The sequence below is a fragment of the Sphingomonas sp. Leaf28 genome (assembly GCF_001421685.1).
In the GTDB taxonomy this organism is placed as follows: domain Bacteria; phylum Pseudomonadota; class Alphaproteobacteria; order Sphingomonadales; family Sphingomonadaceae; genus Sphingomonas; species Sphingomonas aurantiaca.
The window spans coordinates 619,279-638,437 of sequence record NZ_LMKX01000001.1; the positions used below are offsets into that span (position 1 = coordinate 619,279).

General features: G+C 66.5%; 22 protein-coding genes. 11 read left to right on the forward strand and 11 right to left on the reverse strand.

The features are described 5' to 3' along the window. The first annotated feature begins 17 nt into the window (after window positions 1–17). Window positions 18–587: an aminoacyl-tRNA hydrolase gene (pth, locus tag ASE79_RS02930; protein WP_056411558.1), complete on the forward strand. Its 570-nt coding sequence runs from the start codon at window positions 18–20 to the stop codon at window positions 585–587. Beyond that, a complete protein-coding gene (locus tag ASE79_RS02935; protein WP_056411560.1) occupies window positions 584–1,189 on the forward strand; it encodes a TIGR02466 family protein in 606 nt (201 codons plus the stop codon). The genes pth and ASE79_RS02935 overlap by 4 nt, the downstream gene beginning before the upstream one ends. 152 nt (window positions 1,190–1,341) lie before the next feature. Here ASE79_RS02935 and ASE79_RS02940 read toward each other — a convergent pair whose 3' ends face one another. Further along, on the reverse strand, window positions 1,342–2,406 hold the full coding sequence (locus ASE79_RS02940; protein WP_056411562.1) for an NAD(P)-dependent alcohol dehydrogenase: 1,065 nt from the start codon (window positions 2,404–2,406) through the stop codon (window positions 1,342–1,344). A 294-nt stretch (window positions 2,407–2,700) separates the two neighbouring features. On the opposite strand from ASE79_RS02940, the gene ychF reads away from it, so the two are divergent. The 3 genes from ychF (at window position 2,701) to ASE79_RS02955 (ending at window position 5,798) form a co-directional block, all read left to right on the forward strand. After that, window positions 2,701–3,798: a redox-regulated ATPase YchF gene (gene ychF, locus ASE79_RS02945; RefSeq protein ID WP_056411564.1), complete on the forward strand. Its 1,098-nt coding sequence runs from the start codon at window positions 2,701–2,703 to the stop codon at window positions 3,796–3,798. Between the two features lie 207 nt (window positions 3,799–4,005). After that, window positions 4,006–5,316 (forward strand): ectonucleotide pyrophosphatase/phosphodiesterase, encoded by a 1,311-nt coding sequence (locus ASE79_RS02950; protein WP_056411567.1) that lies wholly within the window; start codon window positions 4,006–4,008, stop codon window positions 5,314–5,316. Between the two features lie 14 nt (window positions 5,317–5,330). Next, complete coding sequence (locus tag ASE79_RS02955) at window positions 5,331–5,798, forward strand: MaoC family dehydratase (protein ID WP_056411568.1); 468 nt, start codon at window positions 5,331–5,333, stop codon at window positions 5,796–5,798. Between the two features lie 12 nt (window positions 5,799–5,810). Here ASE79_RS02955 and ASE79_RS02960 read toward each other — a convergent pair whose 3' ends face one another. From ASE79_RS02960 to petA, 5 genes are all read right to left on the reverse strand, one after another. Next, a complete protein-coding gene (locus tag ASE79_RS02960) occupies window positions 5,811–6,458 on the reverse strand; it encodes a hypothetical protein (protein WP_156359500.1) in 648 nt (215 codons plus the stop codon). Window positions 6,459–7,028: 570 nt separating this feature from the next. Continuing rightward, complete coding sequence (locus tag ASE79_RS02965) at window positions 7,029–7,577, reverse strand: adenine phosphoribosyltransferase (RefSeq protein ID WP_056411572.1); 549 nt, start codon at window positions 7,575–7,577, stop codon at window positions 7,029–7,031. Between the two features lie 138 nt (window positions 7,578–7,715). Next, on the reverse strand, window positions 7,716–8,558 hold the full coding sequence (locus tag ASE79_RS02970) for a cytochrome c1 (protein WP_056411575.1): 843 nt from the start codon (window positions 8,556–8,558) through the stop codon (window positions 7,716–7,718). Between the two features lie 21 nt (window positions 8,559–8,579). Then, window positions 8,580–9,899, reverse strand: a complete 1,320-nt coding sequence (locus ASE79_RS02975; RefSeq protein ID WP_056411577.1) for a cytochrome b — start codon at window positions 9,897–9,899, stop codon at window positions 8,580–8,582. A gap of 10 nt (window positions 9,900–9,909) precedes the next feature. Continuing rightward, entirely contained in the window at window positions 9,910–10,476 is a 567-nt protein-coding gene (gene petA / locus ASE79_RS02980) for a ubiquinol-cytochrome c reductase iron-sulfur subunit (RefSeq protein WP_056413295.1), read from the reverse strand. Window positions 10,477–10,679: 203 nt separating this feature from the next. On the opposite strand from petA, the gene ASE79_RS02985 reads away from it, so the two are divergent. The 3 genes from ASE79_RS02985 (at window position 10,680) to ASE79_RS02995 (ending at window position 12,741) form a co-directional block, all read left to right on the forward strand. Beyond that, a complete protein-coding gene (locus ASE79_RS02985) occupies window positions 10,680–11,129 on the forward strand; it encodes a tRNA (cytidine(34)-2'-O)-methyltransferase (protein ID WP_056411580.1) in 450 nt (149 codons plus the stop codon). A 174-nt stretch (window positions 11,130–11,303) separates the two neighbouring features. Next, window positions 11,304–12,146: an oxygen-dependent coproporphyrinogen oxidase gene (gene hemF, locus ASE79_RS02990; protein WP_056411582.1), complete on the forward strand. Its 843-nt coding sequence runs from the start codon at window positions 11,304–11,306 to the stop codon at window positions 12,144–12,146. Window position 12,147: 1 nt separating this feature from the next. Continuing rightward, window positions 12,148–12,741, forward strand: coding sequence for a GNAT family N-acetyltransferase (locus tag ASE79_RS02995; RefSeq protein WP_056411583.1), 594 nt, complete (start codon window positions 12,148–12,150; stop codon window positions 12,739–12,741). 181 nt (window positions 12,742–12,922) lie between these two features. On the opposite strand, the gene ASE79_RS03000 is transcribed toward ASE79_RS02995, so the two are convergent. Then, a complete protein-coding gene (locus tag ASE79_RS03000; protein WP_056411585.1) occupies window positions 12,923–13,663 on the reverse strand; it encodes a hypothetical protein in 741 nt (246 codons plus the stop codon). Beyond that, entirely contained in the window at window positions 13,660–14,481 is an 822-nt protein-coding gene (locus ASE79_RS03005; RefSeq protein ID WP_056411587.1) for a glycerophosphoryl diester phosphodiesterase membrane domain-containing protein, read from the reverse strand. The genes ASE79_RS03000 and ASE79_RS03005 overlap by 4 nt, the downstream gene beginning before the upstream one ends. Before the next feature lie 128 nt (window positions 14,482–14,609). Between ASE79_RS03005 and lipB the strand changes: the two genes are divergently transcribed. The 3 genes from lipB (at window position 14,610) to ASE79_RS03020 (ending at window position 16,623) form a co-directional block, all read left to right on the forward strand. Then, the gene (lipB, locus tag ASE79_RS03010) at window positions 14,610–15,278 is read left to right on the forward strand and encodes a lipoyl(octanoyl) transferase LipB (RefSeq protein ID WP_056411589.1); all 669 of its coding nucleotides are present in this window, start codon (window positions 14,610–14,612) and stop codon (window positions 15,276–15,278) included. Between the two features lie 88 nt (window positions 15,279–15,366). Beyond that, a complete protein-coding gene (locus ASE79_RS03015; RefSeq protein ID WP_056411591.1) occupies window positions 15,367–15,633 on the forward strand; it encodes a hypothetical protein in 267 nt (88 codons plus the stop codon). Between the two features lie 282 nt (window positions 15,634–15,915). Further along, the gene (locus ASE79_RS03020) at window positions 15,916–16,623 is read left to right on the forward strand and encodes a hypothetical protein (RefSeq protein ID WP_056411593.1); all 708 of its coding nucleotides are present in this window, start codon (window positions 15,916–15,918) and stop codon (window positions 16,621–16,623) included. Between the two features lie 73 nt (window positions 16,624–16,696). Here ASE79_RS03020 and queE read toward each other — a convergent pair whose 3' ends face one another. From queE to ASE79_RS03035, 3 genes are all read right to left on the reverse strand, one after another. Further along, the gene (gene queE / locus ASE79_RS03025) at window positions 16,697–17,329 is read right to left on the reverse strand and encodes a 7-carboxy-7-deazaguanine synthase (RefSeq protein WP_056411595.1); all 633 of its coding nucleotides are present in this window, start codon (window positions 17,327–17,329) and stop codon (window positions 16,697–16,699) included. A 3-nt stretch (window positions 17,330–17,332) separates the two neighbouring features. Then, window positions 17,333–18,049, reverse strand: a complete 717-nt coding sequence (queC, locus tag ASE79_RS03030) for a 7-cyano-7-deazaguanine synthase QueC (protein ID WP_056411596.1) — start codon at window positions 18,047–18,049, stop codon at window positions 17,333–17,335. Window positions 18,050–18,242: 193 nt separating this feature from the next. Further along, window positions 18,243–19,130, reverse strand: a complete 888-nt coding sequence (locus ASE79_RS03035) for an Hsp33 family molecular chaperone HslO (RefSeq protein WP_056413298.1) — start codon at window positions 19,128–19,130, stop codon at window positions 18,243–18,245. Window positions 19,131–19,159: the final 29 nt, after the last annotated feature.

Here is a 19,159-nt window from a genome sequence, read left to right on the forward strand (position 1 = left end):
TTCTTGGAGAATAGAACGTGCAGATCTGGGCGGGACTCGGCAATCCGGGGGCGCAATATGCGATGCACCGGCACAATGTCGGGTTCATGGTCGCCGACGCGATCGCCGAAGTGCACGGCTTCGGCGCGGTCAAGAAGCAGTTCCAGGGCTGGACTCAGGAGGGGCGGATAGGCTCCGAGAAGATCCTGCTGCTCAAGCCCGCGACCTTCATGAACGATAGCGGCCGGTCGATCGGCGAAGCGCTGCGCTTCTACAAGCTCGACGTCGACGCGCTGACGGTGTTCCACGACGAACTCGACATTGCCCCCTTCCGCGTCAAGGTGAAGACCGGCGGCGGGACCGCGGGGCATAACGGGCTGCGCTCGACCGACCAGCATCTGGGCCCCGATTTCCGCCGCGTGCGGCTCGGCATCGGGCATCCGGGGCACAAGGACCGCGTCACCGGCTATGTGCTCGGCAATTACGCCAAGGCCGAGATCGAGCCGCTGTCCGACATGCTCGGCGCGATCGCCGCGGAGGCGGCGTGGCTGGCGGCGGGCGACGACGTCCGTTTCATGAATGATGTCGCTGTGAGGATGCAACCATGACCACCCGCTCGCTGTTCGCCACCCGGTTCTACGAGGCCGATCTCGGCGATGACGATCTGGTCGAGGAGCTCGAGGACGCTGCACTCGAACTGTCCAAGGCGGACCGCGCGGGTGTCGCGTGGTCGAAGGCGCATGGCTATCGCGGGTACACGTCGTACGCGTCGCTCAACGACCTGCCGCTGCGCGATCCGCGGTTCGGCGATCTGGTGCGGGTGCTCAACAAGCATGTCGCGGCGTTCGCGAAGGATTGCGCGTTCGATCTGGGCGGGCGGAAGTTGAAGCTCGACAGCCTGTGGGTGAACGTCCTGAAACCGGGCGGCGCGCATTCGGGGCATATCCATCCGCACAGCGTCGTGTCGGGGACGATGTACGTGACGATTCCCGAAGGCGCGGGTGCGCTGAAGCTGGAGGATCCGCGGCTGCCGATGATGATGGCGGCGCCGACTCGCCTCGACGATGCGCCGGAGGATCTGCGGACGTTCGTCTATGCGGTGCCGAAGCCGGGGAGCGTGTTTTTGTGGGAGAGCTGGCTCAGGCATGAGGTGGTGCCGAATGCTGCTAAGGGCGAGCGGATCAGCATCAGTTTCAATTATCGGTGGTGAGGCAGGCAGGCCTCACGACCACCTCCGTCATCCTGACGAACGTCAGGACCCAGAGCCAAGCAGCGTAGGCGCCCGTAACCCTGGGTCCTGACTTTCGTCAGGATGACGGGGGGAAGAGGGCAGCACGCACCGCGCGCCGCCCTCCTGCCCGATCAGGCCGTCGGCATCGACGCCATGTCGATGACGAAGCGGTACTTCACGTCGCTCTTGACCATGCGGTCATACGCCGGCTCGATCTCGTCCATGCGGATCATCTCGATGTCCGACACCAGGCCGTGCTCGTTGCAGAAATCGAGCATTTCCTGCGTCTCCGCGATCCCGCCGATCAGCGAGCCCGCCAGCTGGCGGCGGCGGAAGATCAGGTTGCCGACCGAGGGCGACGGATGCGGCTCGGCGGGCACGCCGACCAGAGTCATCGTGCCGTCGCGCTTGAGCAGCTCGAGGAACGGGTCGAGATTGTGCGGTGCGGCAACGGTGTTCAGGATGAAGTCGAAGCTGTTCACATGCTCTGCCATTGCATCGGCATCCTTCGACACGATCAGGTCCTTGGCGCCGAGACGCTTGGCGTCGTCGCGCTTGTTCGGTGAGGTCGAGAAGACATAGACCTCGGCGCCCATCGCGTTGGCGATCTTTACGCCCATGTGGCCGAGACCGCCGAGACCGACGATGCCGACCTTCTGGCCAGGGCCGACCTTCCAATGCTTGAGCGGCGAATAGGTGGTGATGCCCGCGCAGAGCAGCGGCGCGACCGCGGCGAGATCGGCCTCGGGATGCGAGACCTTCAGCACGAAACCCTCGTCAACGACGATATGATCCGAATAGCCGCCGAAGGTGTGGCCGCCGAGCACGGGATCGGGGCCGTTATACGTGCCGACGAACCCGGTCGTCTCGCAATATTGCTCCTCGCCATCGGTGCAGGACGGGCACTGGCCGCAGCTGTCGACCATGCAGCCGACGCCGGCGATGTCGCCGACCTTGAACTTGGTGACGTCGTCGCCGACCGCGGTGACTCGCCCGACGATCTCGTGGCCTGGGACGCACGGGTAGAGCGTGCCCTCCCACTCGCCCTTGGCGGTGTGGAGATCCGAGTGGCAGACGCCGCAGAACGCGATGTCGATCGCGACGTCGGTCTTGCCCGGCGCGCGGCGCTCAAAGCTGAACGGCGCGAGCGGCGTTGCGGGGGATTGCGCGGCAAAGCCGTTGGCGGTGGTGGTCATGCTATTCCTAAATTCTGACGGGCAGAACGCGATATACGCACGGGGATCGGTTTATCTACCGAGCGGTACGGTAATTTTGCTGCATTGCGGCAATCGAGTGGGTCGATCAGTCGAACGTTCCGTCATCCTGACGAAAGTCAGGATCCAGAGTAACGGACGGCGCCCCTCGCGACCCTGGATCCTGACTTTCGTCAGGATGACGGGAGAGTTGGAGCGAAGGCTGAGGCCTGATGCTGGCGTTCCGCCCCGCCCTGCCCTAAAGCCCGGCGCACATTCTCATACCAAGGGCATATCATGGGTTTTCGCTGCGGCATCGTGGGGCTGCCGAACGTCGGCAAGTCCACCCTCTTCAACGCGCTGACGCAGACGGCCGCGGCGCAGGCGGCGAACTATCCGTTCTGCACGATCGAGCCCAATGTCGGCAATGTCGGCGTGCCCGACAAGCGGCTCGACTCGCTGGCCAAGATCGCCGGCTCGCAGAAGATCATCGAGACCCAGCTCGGCTTCGTCGACATCGCCGGCCTGGTGCGCGGCGCGTCGAAGGGTGAAGGGCTCGGCAACCAGTTCCTCGGGAACATCCGCGAGGTCGACGCGATCGTCCACGTGCTGCGCTGTTTCGAGAATGGCGACGTGACGCATGTCGACAACAAGGTCGATCCGATCGCCGATGCCGAGACCGTCGAGACGGAACTCATGCTGAGCGATCTCGAAAGCCTGGAAAAGCGCGTCCCCAACCTCGCCAAGAAGGGCATGCAGGGCGACAAGGAAGCCAAGATCGGCGCCGCCGTGCTCGGCCAGGCGCTCGAATTGCTGCGCGAAGGCAAGCCCGCGCGGCTGACGGTGCCGAAGGACGAGGACGAGGCGCGCGTGTTCGCACAGGCGCAGCTGCTGACCGCCAAGCCCGTCCTCTACGTGTGCAACGTCGACGAGGGCGATGCCGCGAACGGCAATGCGCTGTCGGCACGCGTGTTCGAGAAGGCCGCGGCCGAGGGCGCCGAGGCGGTCGTCGTGTCGGCAGCGATCGAGGCGGAAATCGCGACGATGCCCGCCGTGGATCGCGGCGAGTTCCTGGGCGAGCTGGGGCTGGAAGAGACCGGCCTCGCCCGCGTCATCACCGCCGGCTACAAGCTGCTCCAGCTGCTGACCTTCTTCACCGTCGGCCCGAAAGAGGCGCGCGCCTGGACCGTCCATGCGGGCGCGACCGCGCCGCAGGCCGCGGGCGAGATCCACGGCGATTTCGAAAAGGGCTTCATCCGCGCCGAGACGATCGCGTATGACGACTTCATCGCGCTGGGCGGGGAATCGAAGGCGCGCGAGGCGGGCAAGCTGCGCGCGGAAGGCAAGGCCTATGTCGTCCATGACGGCGACGTGATGCACTTCCTGCATAGCTGATCGCGAAAGCGGCGAGGCTCGAAAACGAGTCCTCGCCGTCGCCGTGCATGGCTGCACGCGCGCTGGGCTTCCCGCGATAGGGAAGCGCGTCCCCATGCGTCCCTGAGCCTGCCGATAAATACCGCGCATGTCGTCCACACTGCTTCCGCACGTGGCGCATGGCCGGTAGAGAGCGCGGCATTCGGGATTCGTTCGGGACGACCATCTATGAAGACTGCGGCGACCTTCCTTGGCGCGATGCTGGCCACCGCCGTCTCCGGCTGTGCCTATCCCTATACGCCACCCGCGCTCGCGCCGATCATCGCGCCTGCTCCGCGCACGACGGCCGCCGCGATGCCGGTTTCGGAGGCGCGCGCGCCCGTCACGATCCTCGTGTCGATCGACGGGTTCCGGCCCGATTATCTCGACCGCGGGGTGACGCCCAACCTTAACCGGCTGCGCGCGGGCGGGGTGTTCGCGAGCATGCGGCCGTCCTTTCCCAGCATCACCTTTCCCAATCACTGGACGCTGGTGACGGGTCTGCGCCCCGATCGCAGCGGGATCGTCGGCAACAAGATGGAGGACCCCGCGCGGCCGGGCGAGACCTTCACGATGGCGAGCGACGATCCGTTCTGGTGGAGCGAGAGCTCGCCGATCTGGGTCGATGCGGAAAAGGCCGGGATCCGGACCGCGACGATGTTCTGGCCGGGCGCGAACGTCGCGGTCGGCGGGACGGTGAAGCCCGACAGCCACGGCGCGATCGACGGCGGCACGCGGCCGGAGGACTGGCAGCAGTTCAACCAGCAGGTGTCGGGGACGCAGCGGGTCAATGCGGTGCTCGACTGGATGCGGCGCCCGGCGGCGATCCGGCCCAAGCTGGTGACGCTGTATTTCGATACGGTCGACAGCGCCGGCCATGCGGATGGCCCCGACAGCGCGGGTGTCACGCGCGCGATTGCGGACGTCGATGCGAGCATCGGTGCGCTGGTCGAGGGGCTCGCGGCGCTCGGGCAGCGCGCGAACCTGGTGATCGTCGCGGACCACGGCATGGCGGCGACGAGCAGCGACCGGGTCGTCGCGCTCGACACGATCGCGGACAAGGCGGATTACCGGACGGTCGAGACCGGGCCCTATGCGACGCTGTTCGCGGTGCCGGGGCATGAGGCGGCGCTCGAGGCGCGGTTGCTCAAGCGCCACGATCACCTGCAATGCTGGCGCAAAGGGGAGATCCCCGCGCGGTTCCATTATGGGCGCAATCCGCGTGTGCCGAGCTATCTGTGCCTCGCCGATGTCGGCTGGCGAGTCGATCCGAGCGCGCCGACCAAGACGTTCGTCGGGGGCATGCACGGCTATGACAATATGGCGCCCGAGATGCGCGCGCTGTTCCTCGCCAACGGGCCTGCGTTCGCGCGCGGCAAGACGCTTGCGAGCTTCGACAATGTCGCGATCGAGCCTTTGCTGCGCGACCTGATCGGCTTGCCGGCGGAGGCGGGGCTGGACGGCACCGACGCGCCCTTCCAGAAGGTGATGCAACGATAAGAGGAGCCGCGCGCATGCAGTATTTCGAGGATATCGAGGTCGGTAGGACCGCGTCGTTTGGCCATTATGCCGTGACCCGCGAAGAGGTGATGGACTTCGCCACGAAATATGATCCGCAACCGTTCCACCTGTCGGACGAGGCTGCCGCGGCGACGCATTTCGGGCGGCTGTCGGCGAGCGGCTGGCATACGTGTGCGATGACGATGGCGATGCTGGTCGCGCATCTGAAGGAGAACCGGCAGGCGGGACTCGGATCGCCCGGGATCGACGAACTGAAATGGGTCAAGCCCGTCTATCCGGGCGACACGCTGCGATGCGAGAACGAGGTGCTGGAAAAGCGCGTCTCGGCGAGCCGGCCCGAAATGGGGATCTTCAAGAGCCGGATGCGCGTGTTCAACCAGGACGACGTGGTGGTGATGACGTTCGTGTCGAACGGGCTGGTGCAGACGCGCCCCCAAGACGCGCCTGCACAGTCCGCCTAAGCCCGGCGCGCCTTAGCGTGGCGTGCGGTTGCCGCCGCCACCGCGATTGCCGCCGCGGTTGCCGCCACCGAAGCTTCGACCGCCACCGCCATTGCCGCGGTTCTGGCGGAACTCGCGGCGGTCCTGCCGGGCTTCGTTGCGATAGCCCTGACGCGCGTCGCGGCGCTCGCCGCGGAACTGGTCGCGCGTGATCTGGCCGTTGCGGAGTTGCCCGCGATCCTCGCGGCGGTCCTGGCGGAAGTCGCGGTTGGCCTCGCGACGATCCTGGCGATAGTCGCGTGCGGCGGGGCTGTTGCCGCGCGCGAAATTGCCCCAGTTGCCGCCACCGCGGTAATTGCCGCGATGGCCCTGCCAATAGCGCTGCTGGTCGCCGTTCCAGCGATAGGGGCGCCGGTTGCGATCGTAGACGTACACGCCCGAGCCGGGATAATAATAATCGCCGCTCCAACCGTAATAGGAGTTCAGGCCGCCATAGCCTGCGAACCCGTCATAGCCGCCGTAACCGCCGCCATAGCCTGCGCCGCCATAGCCTCCGCCGTAATAGGGGTCGCTCGCATAGCCGACTCCGGCGCCGCCATAGCCATAGCCGTCGGTGCAGCCCGCGACACCCAATCCGAGACCCAGGGCCAGGCCGATAATGCCGAAGCGCTTCATAAACATGGAGATTCTCCCGTACGTGGAGAGCGGACACAAAGCGCCGCCATTCGTCGCACAACGGACTCTGTATGTCGCAAGTTCCATGAACGGGGTCTGACGGGGGGTGGTGATCGAGCGACCGGAGCGACTCCTGTGGCCGCAGCGAGGGCGTATTCGGACGCCCGGAAGAAAGGCACCTCCCCGGCGGAGGCCGGGGTCCAATAGCGACGACAGGGGTAACTCCGCGCAGCCACCCGTTAGCGACGTTCCCCAATTGGACCCCGGCCTCCGCCGGGGGGGTATTTAGGGGGGTGTAGGTCAGTCCGCTCCAAGCACGGGCTTGGTGCAAGCATTGCATGACGACGTGTATGGGCGCCGCCCGGGCGATCTCGTCGCTCAGCAATATGACGGCGCTGCTGATGGGGAGCGGTGGAGGTCGGCGCGGCTGGAGAAAGCCACGCCGAAGATCATGGCGACACCCTAGCTGTTCCCCCGCGGAGGCGGGGGGCCGGGGTGGCGGGGTGCTGCGGTACTTAGCTGGGCCCCCGCGTCCGCGGGGGAACAGATTGGTGGGTTTCTGTGGCTGACGGGCGATCAGTGGCCGGGGAAGTCGATCAGCGCCGTGGCGTCGATGCCGTCGGCGCGTAGGGCCTCTGCGCCGCCGAGATCGGGGAGGTCGACCAGGAACTGCGCGTGCGTGACCACCGCGCCCGCCTTGTTGAGCAGGCGGACCGCGGCGCGGGCGGTGCCGCCGGTGGCGATCAGGTCGTCGACCAGCAGGACGCGGGCGCCGGGCGCGAAGGCGTCGGCGTGGATCGCGATGCGGTCGGTGCCATATTCGAGCGCATAGTCTTCGGCGATCGTCGCGCCGGGGAGCTTGCCGTCCTTGCGGATCAGCAGCACGCCCGCCTTCAATGGCGCGGCAAGCGCGGCGGCGAACAGGAAGCCGCGTGCCTCGATGCCGGCGACCAGATCGACCGGGCCCGAGACCGCCGCGACCATCCGCTCGATCGCGGTCGCCCAGCCGGTCGGGTCGAGCAGCAGGGTGGTGATGTCGCGGAACTGGATGCCGGGCTTGGGGAAGTCCGGGATGGTGCGGATCAGCGCCTTGAGGTCGGCGTTGCGCTCTTCGGTATCGGACATGGGCGTTCCCTTCTTCGCACGGGCGGCAGACGTATCGCGCCGCCGCGCTACGGCCAAAACGAAAGCGGCGGATCGGGCTGTTCGCCCGTCCGCCGCTCCCTCTATCCGTGCGCCCTTACCGTGGGAGCCCTGCGATCATCAATGCTTAACGTCGCGCCAGACGTTCTGATAAGCGCCCCAGGCAAGCCCGCAGAAGATCAGGATGAAGATGATCGACGCGAACCCGGCGGCGTGACGCGCCTCGAGGTTGGGCTCGGCGGTCCAGGTCAGGAACGCCGACACGTCGGTCGACATCTGCTCCTTGGTGGGCTTCGTCCCGTCCGCATAGGTCACCTGACCATCCGAGGTCAGCGGCGGCGGCATCGCGATATTGAGGTTCGCGAAATACGGGTTGTAGTGGAGACCCTCGGGCGTCTTGATGTCCGGGAATTCCTTCAGCAGCGCAGCAGGCTGCGTCGTGTAGCCGATCAGCAGCGAGTGGACATAGGCAGTGCCGTCCTCACGCGCCTTGGTGATCAGCGAGAGATCGGGCGGCAGCGCGTTGTTGTTCGCGGCGCGGGCGGCGACCTCGTTGGCGAAGGGCGACGGGAAGCGATCCGACGGGATGTTCTTGCGCGTCGCGGGCTCGCCCGTCTCCGGGTTGATCGACGGCTGCTCGATCACCCACTGGCTGGCGATCGCCTTAACCTCGGGCTCCGAATAGCCGATCTTCTGCAGGTCGCGGAACGACACGAGCCGCAGCGAATGGCAGGCGGCGCAGACCTCCTTGTAGACCTGGAAGCCGCGCTGGAGCTGGCGGCGGTCGAACTTGCCGAACACGCCATTGGAGGCGAGCTCGAGTTCCTTGGGATGCTTATGCGCGACGCTCTCGGCCGACGGCGCGACGGGGTCGGTGATCGCCCCCGAGATGCTGCCGAAGAGCGCGATGCCGAGCACCAGCACGAAGGCCGCGCCGACGATGGATGCGATGAGACGAACCATGTGTGTGTCCTCGAGTTCGTATCAGTGCGCGGCGTGCGGCGTGGACGACGTCGGCGACGTCTCAAGGGCGGTGTGCGCAGGGCTCGTCCCACCGTGATTGGCCAGCACGGCCTCGGTGATCGAGTTGGGCAGCGGCCGCGGACGCTCGGAGCGCGAGATGATCGGCAGGATGATCAGGAAATGCGCGAAGTAATAGGCCGCGCAGATCTGGCTGAGGATCACGTAGAACGCGTTGGCCGGCGCGCCACCGCAATAGCCGAGCACCAGGATGTCCGCGACCAGCACCCAGAACGCGATCCGCGCCTTGGGACGGTAGTTCATCGAACGGACCGGCGAGCTGTCGAGCCAGGGCAGAAAGAACAGCAGCAGGATCGAGCCGAACATCGCCAGCACGCCCCAGAGCTTGGCCGGCAGGATGAAGTCCGCGGTGAAGGCGCGCAGGATCGCGTAGAACGGCCAGAAATACCATTCGGGGACGATGTGCGCGGGCGTCGAGAGCGGGTTCGCCGGGATGTAGTTGTCCGGGTGGCCGAGATAGTTCGGGAAGAAGAACAACAGGCTGGCGAACACGAGCAGGAAGATGCCGAGCCCGAAGCCGTCCTTCGCGGTGTAATAGGGGTGGAAGGGCACGGTGTCCTGCTCGCCCTTCACGTCGACGCCGGTCGGGTTGTTCGAGCCCGGGATGTGCAGCGCCCAAATGTGCAGGATGATGACGCCCGCGATCACGAACGGCAGCAGGTAATGCAGCGAGAAGAAGCGGTTGAGCGCGGCGTTGTCCGGCGCGAATCCGCCGAGCAGCCAGATGCGGATGGTGTCGCCGACGAGCGGGATCGCCGAGAAGAACCCGGTGATGACCTGCGCGCCCCAGAAGCTCATCTGCCCCCAGGGGAGGACATAGCCCATGAACGCGGTCGCCATCATCAGCAGGAAGATGACCACGCCGAGCAGCCACACCATCTCGCGCGGCGCCTTGTACGAGCCGTAATAGAGCCCGCGGAAGATGTGCGTGTAGACGACGATGAAGAACATCGACGCGCCGTTGGCGTGCGCATAGCGCAGGAACCAGCCCGCGTTGACGTCGCGCATGATGCTCTCGACCGAGTCGAACGCGACTGCGCCGTTGGCGGCGTAGTGCATCGCCAGCACGATGCCGGTGATGATCTGGATCGCCAGCGCGGCGCCGGCGAGGACGCCGAAGTTCCAGAAGTAATTGAGGTTGCGCGGGACGGGATAGCCGCCGCCGAGTGAATTATAGACGAGCCGGGGAACGGGAAGCCGCTCATCCAGCCACCGCGTCAGCGGCAGCTTCGGTTCGTATTGCTTGGCCCAGGGAAAGCTCATGTCGTTTTCCTCAGCCTACCGTGACGACGGTGTCGGAATTGAAGGCATAGTCCGGCACGTGGAGGTTGGTCGGTGCGGGGCCTTTGCGGATGCGCGCGGCGGTGTCGTAGGCCGAGCCGTGGCACGGGCAGAAATAGCCGCCGAACGGGCCCTTATTCTCGCCCTCGCCCGCGCCGAGCGGCACGCAGCCGAGATGCGTGCAGACGCCCAGCGTGATCAGCCAGTTCTTCTTGCCCGCCTTGGTGCGCTGCTCGAGTGTCTGCGGATCGCGCAAGGTCGAGATATCGACCGCGTCGGCCTCCGAGATTTCCTTCGGCGTCAGGTTGCGGACGAACAAGGGCTGCTTGCGGAAGCTGGTCTTGATCGCCTGGCCGGGGAGGATCTTCGACAGATCGATCTCGGTGGTCGACTGTGCGAGCACGTCGGCCGAGGGGTTCATCTGGTTGATCAGCGGCAGGACGATCGCGACCGCGCCGACCCCGGCGAACGAGACGGCGGCGATGTTGATGAAATCACGGCGGCGAGGGTCATGGGCCTCTTCGTGAAACGGCTCTGGCGATTCGCCGGGAGGAACCATGTCGTCGACTGTCGCCATTCATCTCGCCCTTGCACGTTATTTTTTTCGTGACGGTCTAAGCTGTCGGTTTCGCAAAACCCTATGCCCAATCCGCCCGACCGTCCCCACGGAGGCTATCGTCTGATAGACGGCGGGACCGCGCTTTGCCAACTCCCTTTTGCTTTGGGTTACCCTTGGACGCTCGGCGCGCTAGAGGATCGGGTATGCGTATTGCCCTCTATCAGCCCGATATCGCCGGAAATGTCGGCGCCATCCTGCGCACCGCCGCGTGCATGGGGATCGGCGTCGATCTGATCGAACCGATGGGATTTACCTGGAGCGAAAAGGCCGTGGCGCGCTCGGGTATGGATTATGTCGGCGCGGTCGACGTCGTGCGCCATGCCGATTGGGACGCGTTCCTGGCGCAGGCGAGCGGGCGGATCGTGCTGCTGACGACCAAAGGCGCGGTACGGCTGGACGTGGCCGCGTTCCGCGACGACGACATACTGCTGATGGGGAGCGAGGGGACAGGCGTGCCCGAGGACGTGCATGCGCGCGCCGACCTGCGCGTGCTGATCCCGATGCGGCCGGGCTTGCGATCGATGAACATCTCGGTGGCGGCGGGGATCGTCGCGGCGGAGGCGTTGCGCCAGACGGGCGGCTGGCCGAGCTAATCCTCCCCGGCACGGGGAGGGGGACCGTGCGAAGCATGGTGGAGGGGGCTCACCACAAACGCCCCGCCTCGTCATCACGGTCGTTACGCTCGTGGCAATCCCCCTCCACCCTTCGGCCAAGTAGCCGAACGGTCCCCCTCCCCGTGCCGGGGAGGATTTGGTAGGGGTGGCGCCATGATCGAACTCGACCCCCAGCAAGCCGCCGCCCGCCACTGGTTCGAATCGCTTCGCGACCGCATCTGCGCGGAATTCGAGGCGATCGAGCGCGAGGCGGGTTCCGATGCCGCGTTCGCCTATACGCCGTGGGACCGGGTCGATCCGTCGGGCGGGCCGGGCGGCGGTGGCGTGATGGGCGTCATGAAGGGCCGCGTGTTCGAGAAGGTCGGCGTCAACGTCTCGACCGTCGGCGGCACGTTCGAGGGCGAGTTCGCCAAATCGATCCACGGCGCGGGCGAGGATCCCCGCTTCTTCGCGACCGGGATCAGCCTGGTCGCGCACATGGCCAACCCGCACGTGCCCGCGGTGCACATGAACTGCCGCTTCCTCAACACCACCAAGCGCTGGTTCGGCGGTGGCGGCGATCTCAACCCGCCGCTGCCGATCGAGGAAGATACGGCCGACTTCCATGCGACGATGAAGGCGGCGTGCGACGCGCATGATCCGACGCACTACACGCGGTTCAGGGAGTGGGCGGAGACCTATTTCTACATCCCGCACCGGAAGGTCAGCCGTGGTGCCGGCGGGATCTTCTTCGATCACCTCGATGGCGATTTCGAGACCAACTTCGCGTTCACGCGCGACGTCGGCGAGGCGTTCCTCGATTCCTATCCGCGGATCGTGCGGCGGCGGATGAACACGCCGTTCGACGCGGCCGACGAGGCGCGGATGCTCGAATGGCGCGGGCGCTATGCCGAGTTCAACCTCGTCTACGATCGCGGCACGCTGTTCGGGCTGAAGACCGGCGGCAATATCGACGCGATCCTGATGAGCCTGCCACCGCGCGCGACCTGGTCGTAGGATGGCGCTGATCCCGGTCGCCGGCGACACGCTGGCGACGATCGTCACGACGCTCGAGATGCGGACGCGGCCGCCGCTCAAGCCGAGCCCGGGGTCGCGGCTGAGGCTGGTGCGGTGGGACAAGCCAGCACTCGAGAAATACCGCGCGCTGTTCCGGCGCGTCGGCGGCCCGTGGCTGTGGTTCTCGCGGCTGGTGATGGCGGACGAGGTGCTGGCGGCGATCGTCCATGATCCGGGGATCGCGGTGTATGCGGTGCTCGATCCGGCGGGGATCGAGGTCGGGATGCTCGAACTCGATTTCCGCGAGGCGGGCGCGTGCGAGATCTCGTATTTCGGGTTGATCCCCGAACTGGCGGGGCAAGGTCATGGCCGGTGGCTGATGGCGGAGGCCTGCGCGCGGGCCTGGGCGAAGGGGGTGACGCGGGTCTGGCTGCATACCTGCACGCTCGATCATCCGAGCGCGCTGGGCTTCTACCGCGCGCAGGGGTTCGTGGCGGTGAAGCGGACGATCGAGACGTTTCCCGATCCGCGGGTCTCGGGGGTGCTGCCGCCGGAGACCGCGCCGCAGATTCCGTATCTGGGGACGCTGGGGTAGCCCCCTACTCCGTCACCCCCGCTACTGCATCGATCCCATTCGACTTGGTCCACCTCCCCGGCGGAGGCCGGGGTCCAGTTGGGGACGGTGCCAACTGCGCGGTGCGCCCGGTTACTGCGACCTTTCCACCTGGGCCCCGGCCTTCGCCGGGGGGGGTGTTGTCTATTGGGGGACCGGCGCCCTACCGTGCCAGGCGACGATAGGCCGAGATCGCGATCAGCGCCATCGCGATGCCCGCCGCCATGGCCGCCACCGCGGCGCCGGCATCGACGATCACGAGCGCCACGGGGTTGGGCTCACCCCCCTCGCGCAGTGCGCGGTCGAGCATCATGAACGGCGCGCCGGCGAGCCAGCCCGAAATGTAGCTGAACGCCGCCAGCCCCATCAGCGGCAGTCCCGCGCCGCGGCTCAGCGCGAAGCTCCGGCGGATCGCGCCGAGCGCGCCGAGCGGCGCCTCCGCGAACAGCGCCGGGCCGGTCAGCATCGTCCGGCCGAGGATGTAGAGGCCGGGGATCGCATAGAGCAGCAACCCTGCCCCCGCCGGCAGCGACACGATCACCATCGCCAGCAGGAAGCGCGGGAAGATTCGCAGGCAGCGGGTCAGCGCCTGACGCAGGTCGAGCTTGTCGCGATCGAGATACAGCCCGTAGAACAGCGACGTACCGAAGAAGCTCATCACATAGGCGAGCAGATACCAGCCGCCATGCGCCGCCGCCCAGGTCTGTACCGCGTCGGCCCAGGCCATCGCCTGCGCCTCGTTGTCGCCGGCGCCTGCCACCGGCATCGGCGGATCGGGGACGACGAGCGCGAGCGCGAAGGCGGGCAGGAACAGGAACGGCGCGGCGATCCGCAGCAACAGGTCGCGGTCGCGCTTGAACAACGTCCAGGCATCGGTGAGGACGGTCGCGAAATCGAGCTTCATGGGACGGCGTGTTTCTCTCTGACGGCGACATAGAGCTGCGCGGTGAAGACCGCCGCGAGCACGGTGAAGGCGGTGGTGACGATCGTCGCGGCGATGCCCGACAGGAAGGTGGCCGTGACGATCCCGTCGGCGCCGAGCGCAAGGCGGAAGATGATCCCCGTCACCGACTGCGCGGCCCAGGTCGAGACGAGCATGACGATCGCGAACAGGATCAGGACGCCGATGATCCGCCATGTCAGACCCTTGGTCAGCTGGACCGAGCGGCGGATCGCGCCGATCCCGCGGCGTTCGTTAAGGATGACCGGGTTGAGCAGCACCAGCCGCGCGCCGATCCAGATCGCCACCACCAGATAGGCAAGGCCATAGAGTGCGGTGAACCCGGCCGCACCCGCGCTGGGCGCGGTCATCTGCGCGCTGGTGCCATTGGCGGCGGCGGCGAAATCGAACCCCGACTGGAGCAGGACTATCACCGGCGGCACCGCCAGCAGCATCGCGAGGGCGGTGAGCAGCGCGGTGATGCCGAGCGCGGGCAGCAGGCGCGCGCTCGCCTGGCGACGCGCGGAGGCCGCGTCGGTGGCGGGATCGGTCGCGATTCCGACAATCGCGAGTTGCGCCCACAGCATCGCCGCCAGCGTGCCGATCGCGAGGACGATGCCGACCAGGGCGAACTGCATCGTGCCCGGCGTCGAATAGGCCGCGAAGCCGTCGCGGACGACGCTGGGCAGCAGCATGCCGAGCAGCGCGATCGGCGCGATCATGCCGGTGCGCCCGTTGAGCACCTCGATCGTGCGGTCCCAGACCGTTCCCATCTTCACCATGCGCCGAACTCCCCGTTCCCGTTCCTGCGCGGACTAGCCCAAGCCCCCGCGCTTGACCACAAGGTTGCGGGATAGGTGCTGGGCGCGTCGGAGTTGCAACTTGGGGCCGGGGTGCGCAATTGGGAGGGGTGACCAGCCCCCTTCCCCCCGAGATCGAGTGGCGCACCAGCGCCGGCCTCACCCCCTATGCCGATGCGCTCGCCGAGATGGAGGCGCGCGCGGCCGCGGTCGGCGCCGGCGACGCGCGCGAACTGCTGTGGATGCTCGAGCACCCGCCGATCTACACCGCGGGGACCAGCGCGGAGCCGGGCGACCTGATCGAAGCGCGCTTTCCGGTAATCCCGACCAGGCGCGGCGGCAAATACACCTATCACGGGCCGGGCCAGCGGATCGGCTATGTCGTGCTCGACCTGACCAAGCGCGGGCGCGACGTGCGCTGTTACGTCCACGCGCTAGAATCCTGGGTGATCGCGGCGCTCGGCGAGCTGGGCGTCGAGGCGTTCGCGGTCGATGGCCGCGTCGGCATCTGGACGCTGGAAAACGGACGTGAAGCGAAGATCGGTGCGATCGGCGTACGCGTGAAACGGTGGGTGACGCTCCACGGCTTTTCGGTGAACGTGGCACCCGACCTGGCCCATTTTGGTGGCATCGTCCCGTGCGGCCTTCCCGAGTACGGCGTTACCAGTCTGCAATCGCTTGGCATTTCGGCGGACCTTGCAACCTTCGACGCTGCGCTTGCGTTGACGGTCGATGCTTTCCTTGAAACAGTTTCTTGTCCTCAAGAAAACGAGGCTTGAGGGCGAAGCGTTATCGGATTAATGTCCACTACGATTTGGGTATTAAGGGCGAGCAGCCAGCCAAATCCTCTATCTAGGGAGCTTCCACATGCGTGCACTCATTTCCAAGGTCCTGACCGGTTCGCTGATCGCCAGCGCAGCACTCGCGGTTTCGGCTTGCGGTCCGAAGACCGAGACGACCACCGACAACACGATGGTCACCGACATGAACGCCACCGAGGGCATGGACACCATGACCGACAACATGACCGCCGTTGACGGTGCGTCGAACGGTGGCATGATGGCCAACGACAGCATGATGGCGAACGACACGATGATGTCGAACGACACCATGATGACCAACAACGCGATGTAATCGTCGCGAGGGCCAGCCGCCTCGGCGGACGGCCTTCAAAGACATTGCTAGTGTGAAGGGCCGTCCGGGCAACCGGGCGGCCCTTTCGCGTTGTGGGCTTGCCGGGGGTGGATCAGGCGATCCGATCAGGGCATGAATGGCGGTAAAGCTGGGTCGTTTCGCAGCCGTCGAATCGGTATGCTGCACGCGTGAAATCGTGCTGCCCAAAAGGTTAAAATCGCTTGGGGGTTTGACGGAAACGCTTTAGATTCGTCGACTTGGAATGCCCCTGGGGAGGTTTGAATGAAAGTGTTGCGTACTGCGCTCGCGCTCTGCGTGGCGTCGAGCGGGCTTGCCGTAGCGCAGTCGGCATCGGCGCAGTTTTTCCTGCAGTCGCGCGACTTTTCGGGTGCGGCGGTGGTCGGTGACGAGGCCGATCTCGGCCAGCCCCTGCCCGGCGCCACGTCCGCCGAAACGCGCGCCGCGCTGGTGTGGCATATGCGCGCCGCGCTCAACGTCGCTGCGCTGCAATGCCAGTTCGAGCCGACGCTGCTGACCGTGCCGAACTACAACTCGATCCTCGCCGATCATGGTGACGAGCTGAAGGGCGCGTTCGATACGCTGACCAAATATTTCCTCCGCGTGAACAAGGCGGCTGGCCTCAAGGCCGGGCAGGCCGCGCTCGACCAGTTCGGCACGCGGACCTATTCCAGCTTCGCCACGGTCGCCGCGCAATATGGCTTCTGCCAGACCGCCGCGTCGATCGGTCGCGACGCGGTGTTCGCACCGCGCGGGCATTTCGCCGATGTCGCGCTGGCGCGCTCGCGCGAGCTGCGCAACAGCCTGATCCCGTGGGGCGAGCAGCGCTTCCCGCGCTATATCGGTCGCGACCGCAATGCCCCGATGCCGCGGCTCGATGCGATCTGCTGGGACAAGAAGGGCGAATGGGTCGCCAAGAAGTGCGGCGCGCAGAACTGGCCGCCGGAAGGCGTCGGCATCGCCGGGCGTTGAGAATCGCGCCGGCCCCGCGCATGTCGCCCCTTCCTTCCCGGGGCCATGATGTGCGGGGCCGGAGCCCGGTGGTTTAGCGCAAGCCCAGCAGCTTGTGCGTCTGGAGCGACAACCGCCATTGCGGCCGCTCCATCACCATATCGACGCAGGCCTCGCGGTTCGCGTCTGCACGCGGATCATCGAGCGGCTGGAGCAGCAGGTTCGCGAAGTCCCACGTCTCGACATCGTCGATATCCGTACCGGGCTGCGGCCAGACCAGCTTGAGTTCGTGCCCCGTACGCTGGACGACGACGCTGCCCGCCTTGGGGCTCACGCAGATCCAGTCGATGCCGGGGTGTGCGGCAATCGTCCCGTTGCTCTCCATCGCGATCCGGAAGCCGTGCGCGTGGAGCGCATCGACGATCGCGTCGTCGATCTGCAGCATCGGCTCGCCCCCGGTCAGCACGACGAACCGGTCCTGCGAGCCTTCGCCCCAGAAGCCCGCGACCGCCGCCGCCAACGCCTGTGCGTCGGCGAACTTGCCGCCGCCAAGCCCATCGGTGCCGACGAATTCGGTATCGCAGAACCGGCACACCGCGGTTGCGCGGTCCTGTTCTCGCCCCGACCAGAGATTGCAGCCGGCAAACCGCACGAACACCGCACGGCGACCGGCGTTCACGCCCTCGCCCTGCAACGTCAGGAACATCTCCTTGACCGCATAGCTCATCGCTCAGCCGTGCTCCGTACCGGGGCGTGCGGCGTAGACGGTCGGATCGGCGATCCCGGCGTCCTCGAACCCCTTCGAGCGCAGGCGGCAACTGTCGCACGCGCCGCAATGCTTGCCGTCCGGCGTCGGATCGTAGCACGACCAGCTGAGCCCGAGATCGAGCCCGAGGCGCGTGCCTTCGCGCACGATGTCCGCCTTGGTCATCATTTGCAGCGGTGCCTGGATGCGGAACGGGTCGCCCTCGACGCCGGCCTTGGTCGCGAGCTCGGCAAGGCCTTCGAACGCGGCGATGAATTCGGGGCGGCAGTCGGGATAGCCCGAATAATCGAGCGCGTTGACGCCGATATAGATGTCGCGCGCGCCGGACGCTTCCGCCCAGCCGAGCGCGAGGCTCAGGAAGATCGTGTTGCGCGCGGGGACATAGGTGACGGGAATGCCGCCGCCGTCCTCGGTGCCGACGCCGTCCTTCGGCACGTCGATATCGGCGGTGAGCGCAGAGCCACCGAACGCCGAGAGGTCCATCGGCAGGACGATGTGGCGCTCGGCCCCCAGCGCCTCCGCGACCCGGCGCGCGGCATCGAGTTCGATGCGGTGGCGCTGGTTATAGTCAAAGGAGAGCGCGAGCACGCGCTGGCCGGCTTCGCGCGCGAGCGCCGCGGATACCATCGAGTCGAGACCGCCCGAGACGAGGGCGACCGCATAGGGAGCAGGAGATGTCATGATGCGCCGTTCGCTAGGCCAGCGGCGGGCAAAAAGAAAGGGGCCGCCCGGTGAGGCGGCCCCTGAGGTTGGCGCGAACCGCGCCACTAGGGAGAAAAAACGTGCCGAACTAAAAGCACAGCCGACTATATACCCGAAATGGGTAAATAAGACATTAATTCCTCGCCTTACCTAGATCAGGTGCGACGCAGCATCAGTCTTCGACCGGAACCGGGAATTTTTTGGCGCAAAACGCGCAGTCGACGACGATGAACCCCGTCTCGTCTGCCATCGATCGCCGTTCCTCGACCGGGAATTTCGAGATCACGCCCTTGATATAGTCGGGATCGCAGCGGCAGCCGCGCGTGATCGGGATGTCGGCGAGGATGCGGACGTCCTCCTCCTCGTTGAAGAGCCGCCACACGAGCGTCTCGAGCGGGAGTGCCGCGTCGGTCAGCTCGTCCGCGCCCATCGTATTGCCGAGCGTGGCGACATGCTCCCATTCGGGATGATCGAGCTTGGTGTGCAGCCGTTCGCGGCCATCCTCGCCCTCGGGCAGGTGCTGGAGGAACAGGCCGCCCGCGACGCAGCGACCGTCGGGCCCCTTGGCCATGCCCGTGCGGACCATCGTCGGGATCTGTTCGGACTGGGTGAAATAGCTCTGCGCCGCCTCCGACAGCGTGTCGCCGTCGAGCGGGACGATGCCCTGATAGCGTTCGTTGCTGCTCGCCATGTCGAAGGTGATCGCGAGATAGCCCGCGCCGAACAGCGCGAACAGCGACGGCTCGGCCGGGGCCTCGGCGAGCTTGTCCGCATCATATTCGATATAGCCGCGGACTTCGCCACCGCGATAGTCGCAGACCAGCAGCTGGACGACGCCATTGTCGGTGCGAGTCTGCATCGTCAGCTGGCCGCTGGCGTCCTTCAACGTCGAGCCGATCAGCGCGGCGAGCGTGAGGGCTTCGGCGAGCAGTTTCTCGATCGCGGGCGGATAGGCGTGCGCGGCGAGCACCTCGTCGAGTGCGGTGCCGAGCCGGACGATCCGGCCCCGCGCGCTGCGCGCGGGGATCGCGAAGGCCAGCGCGCGGTCGAGATCGGTCATGTTGGGGTCGTTCAAAGCTTCACCTCGTC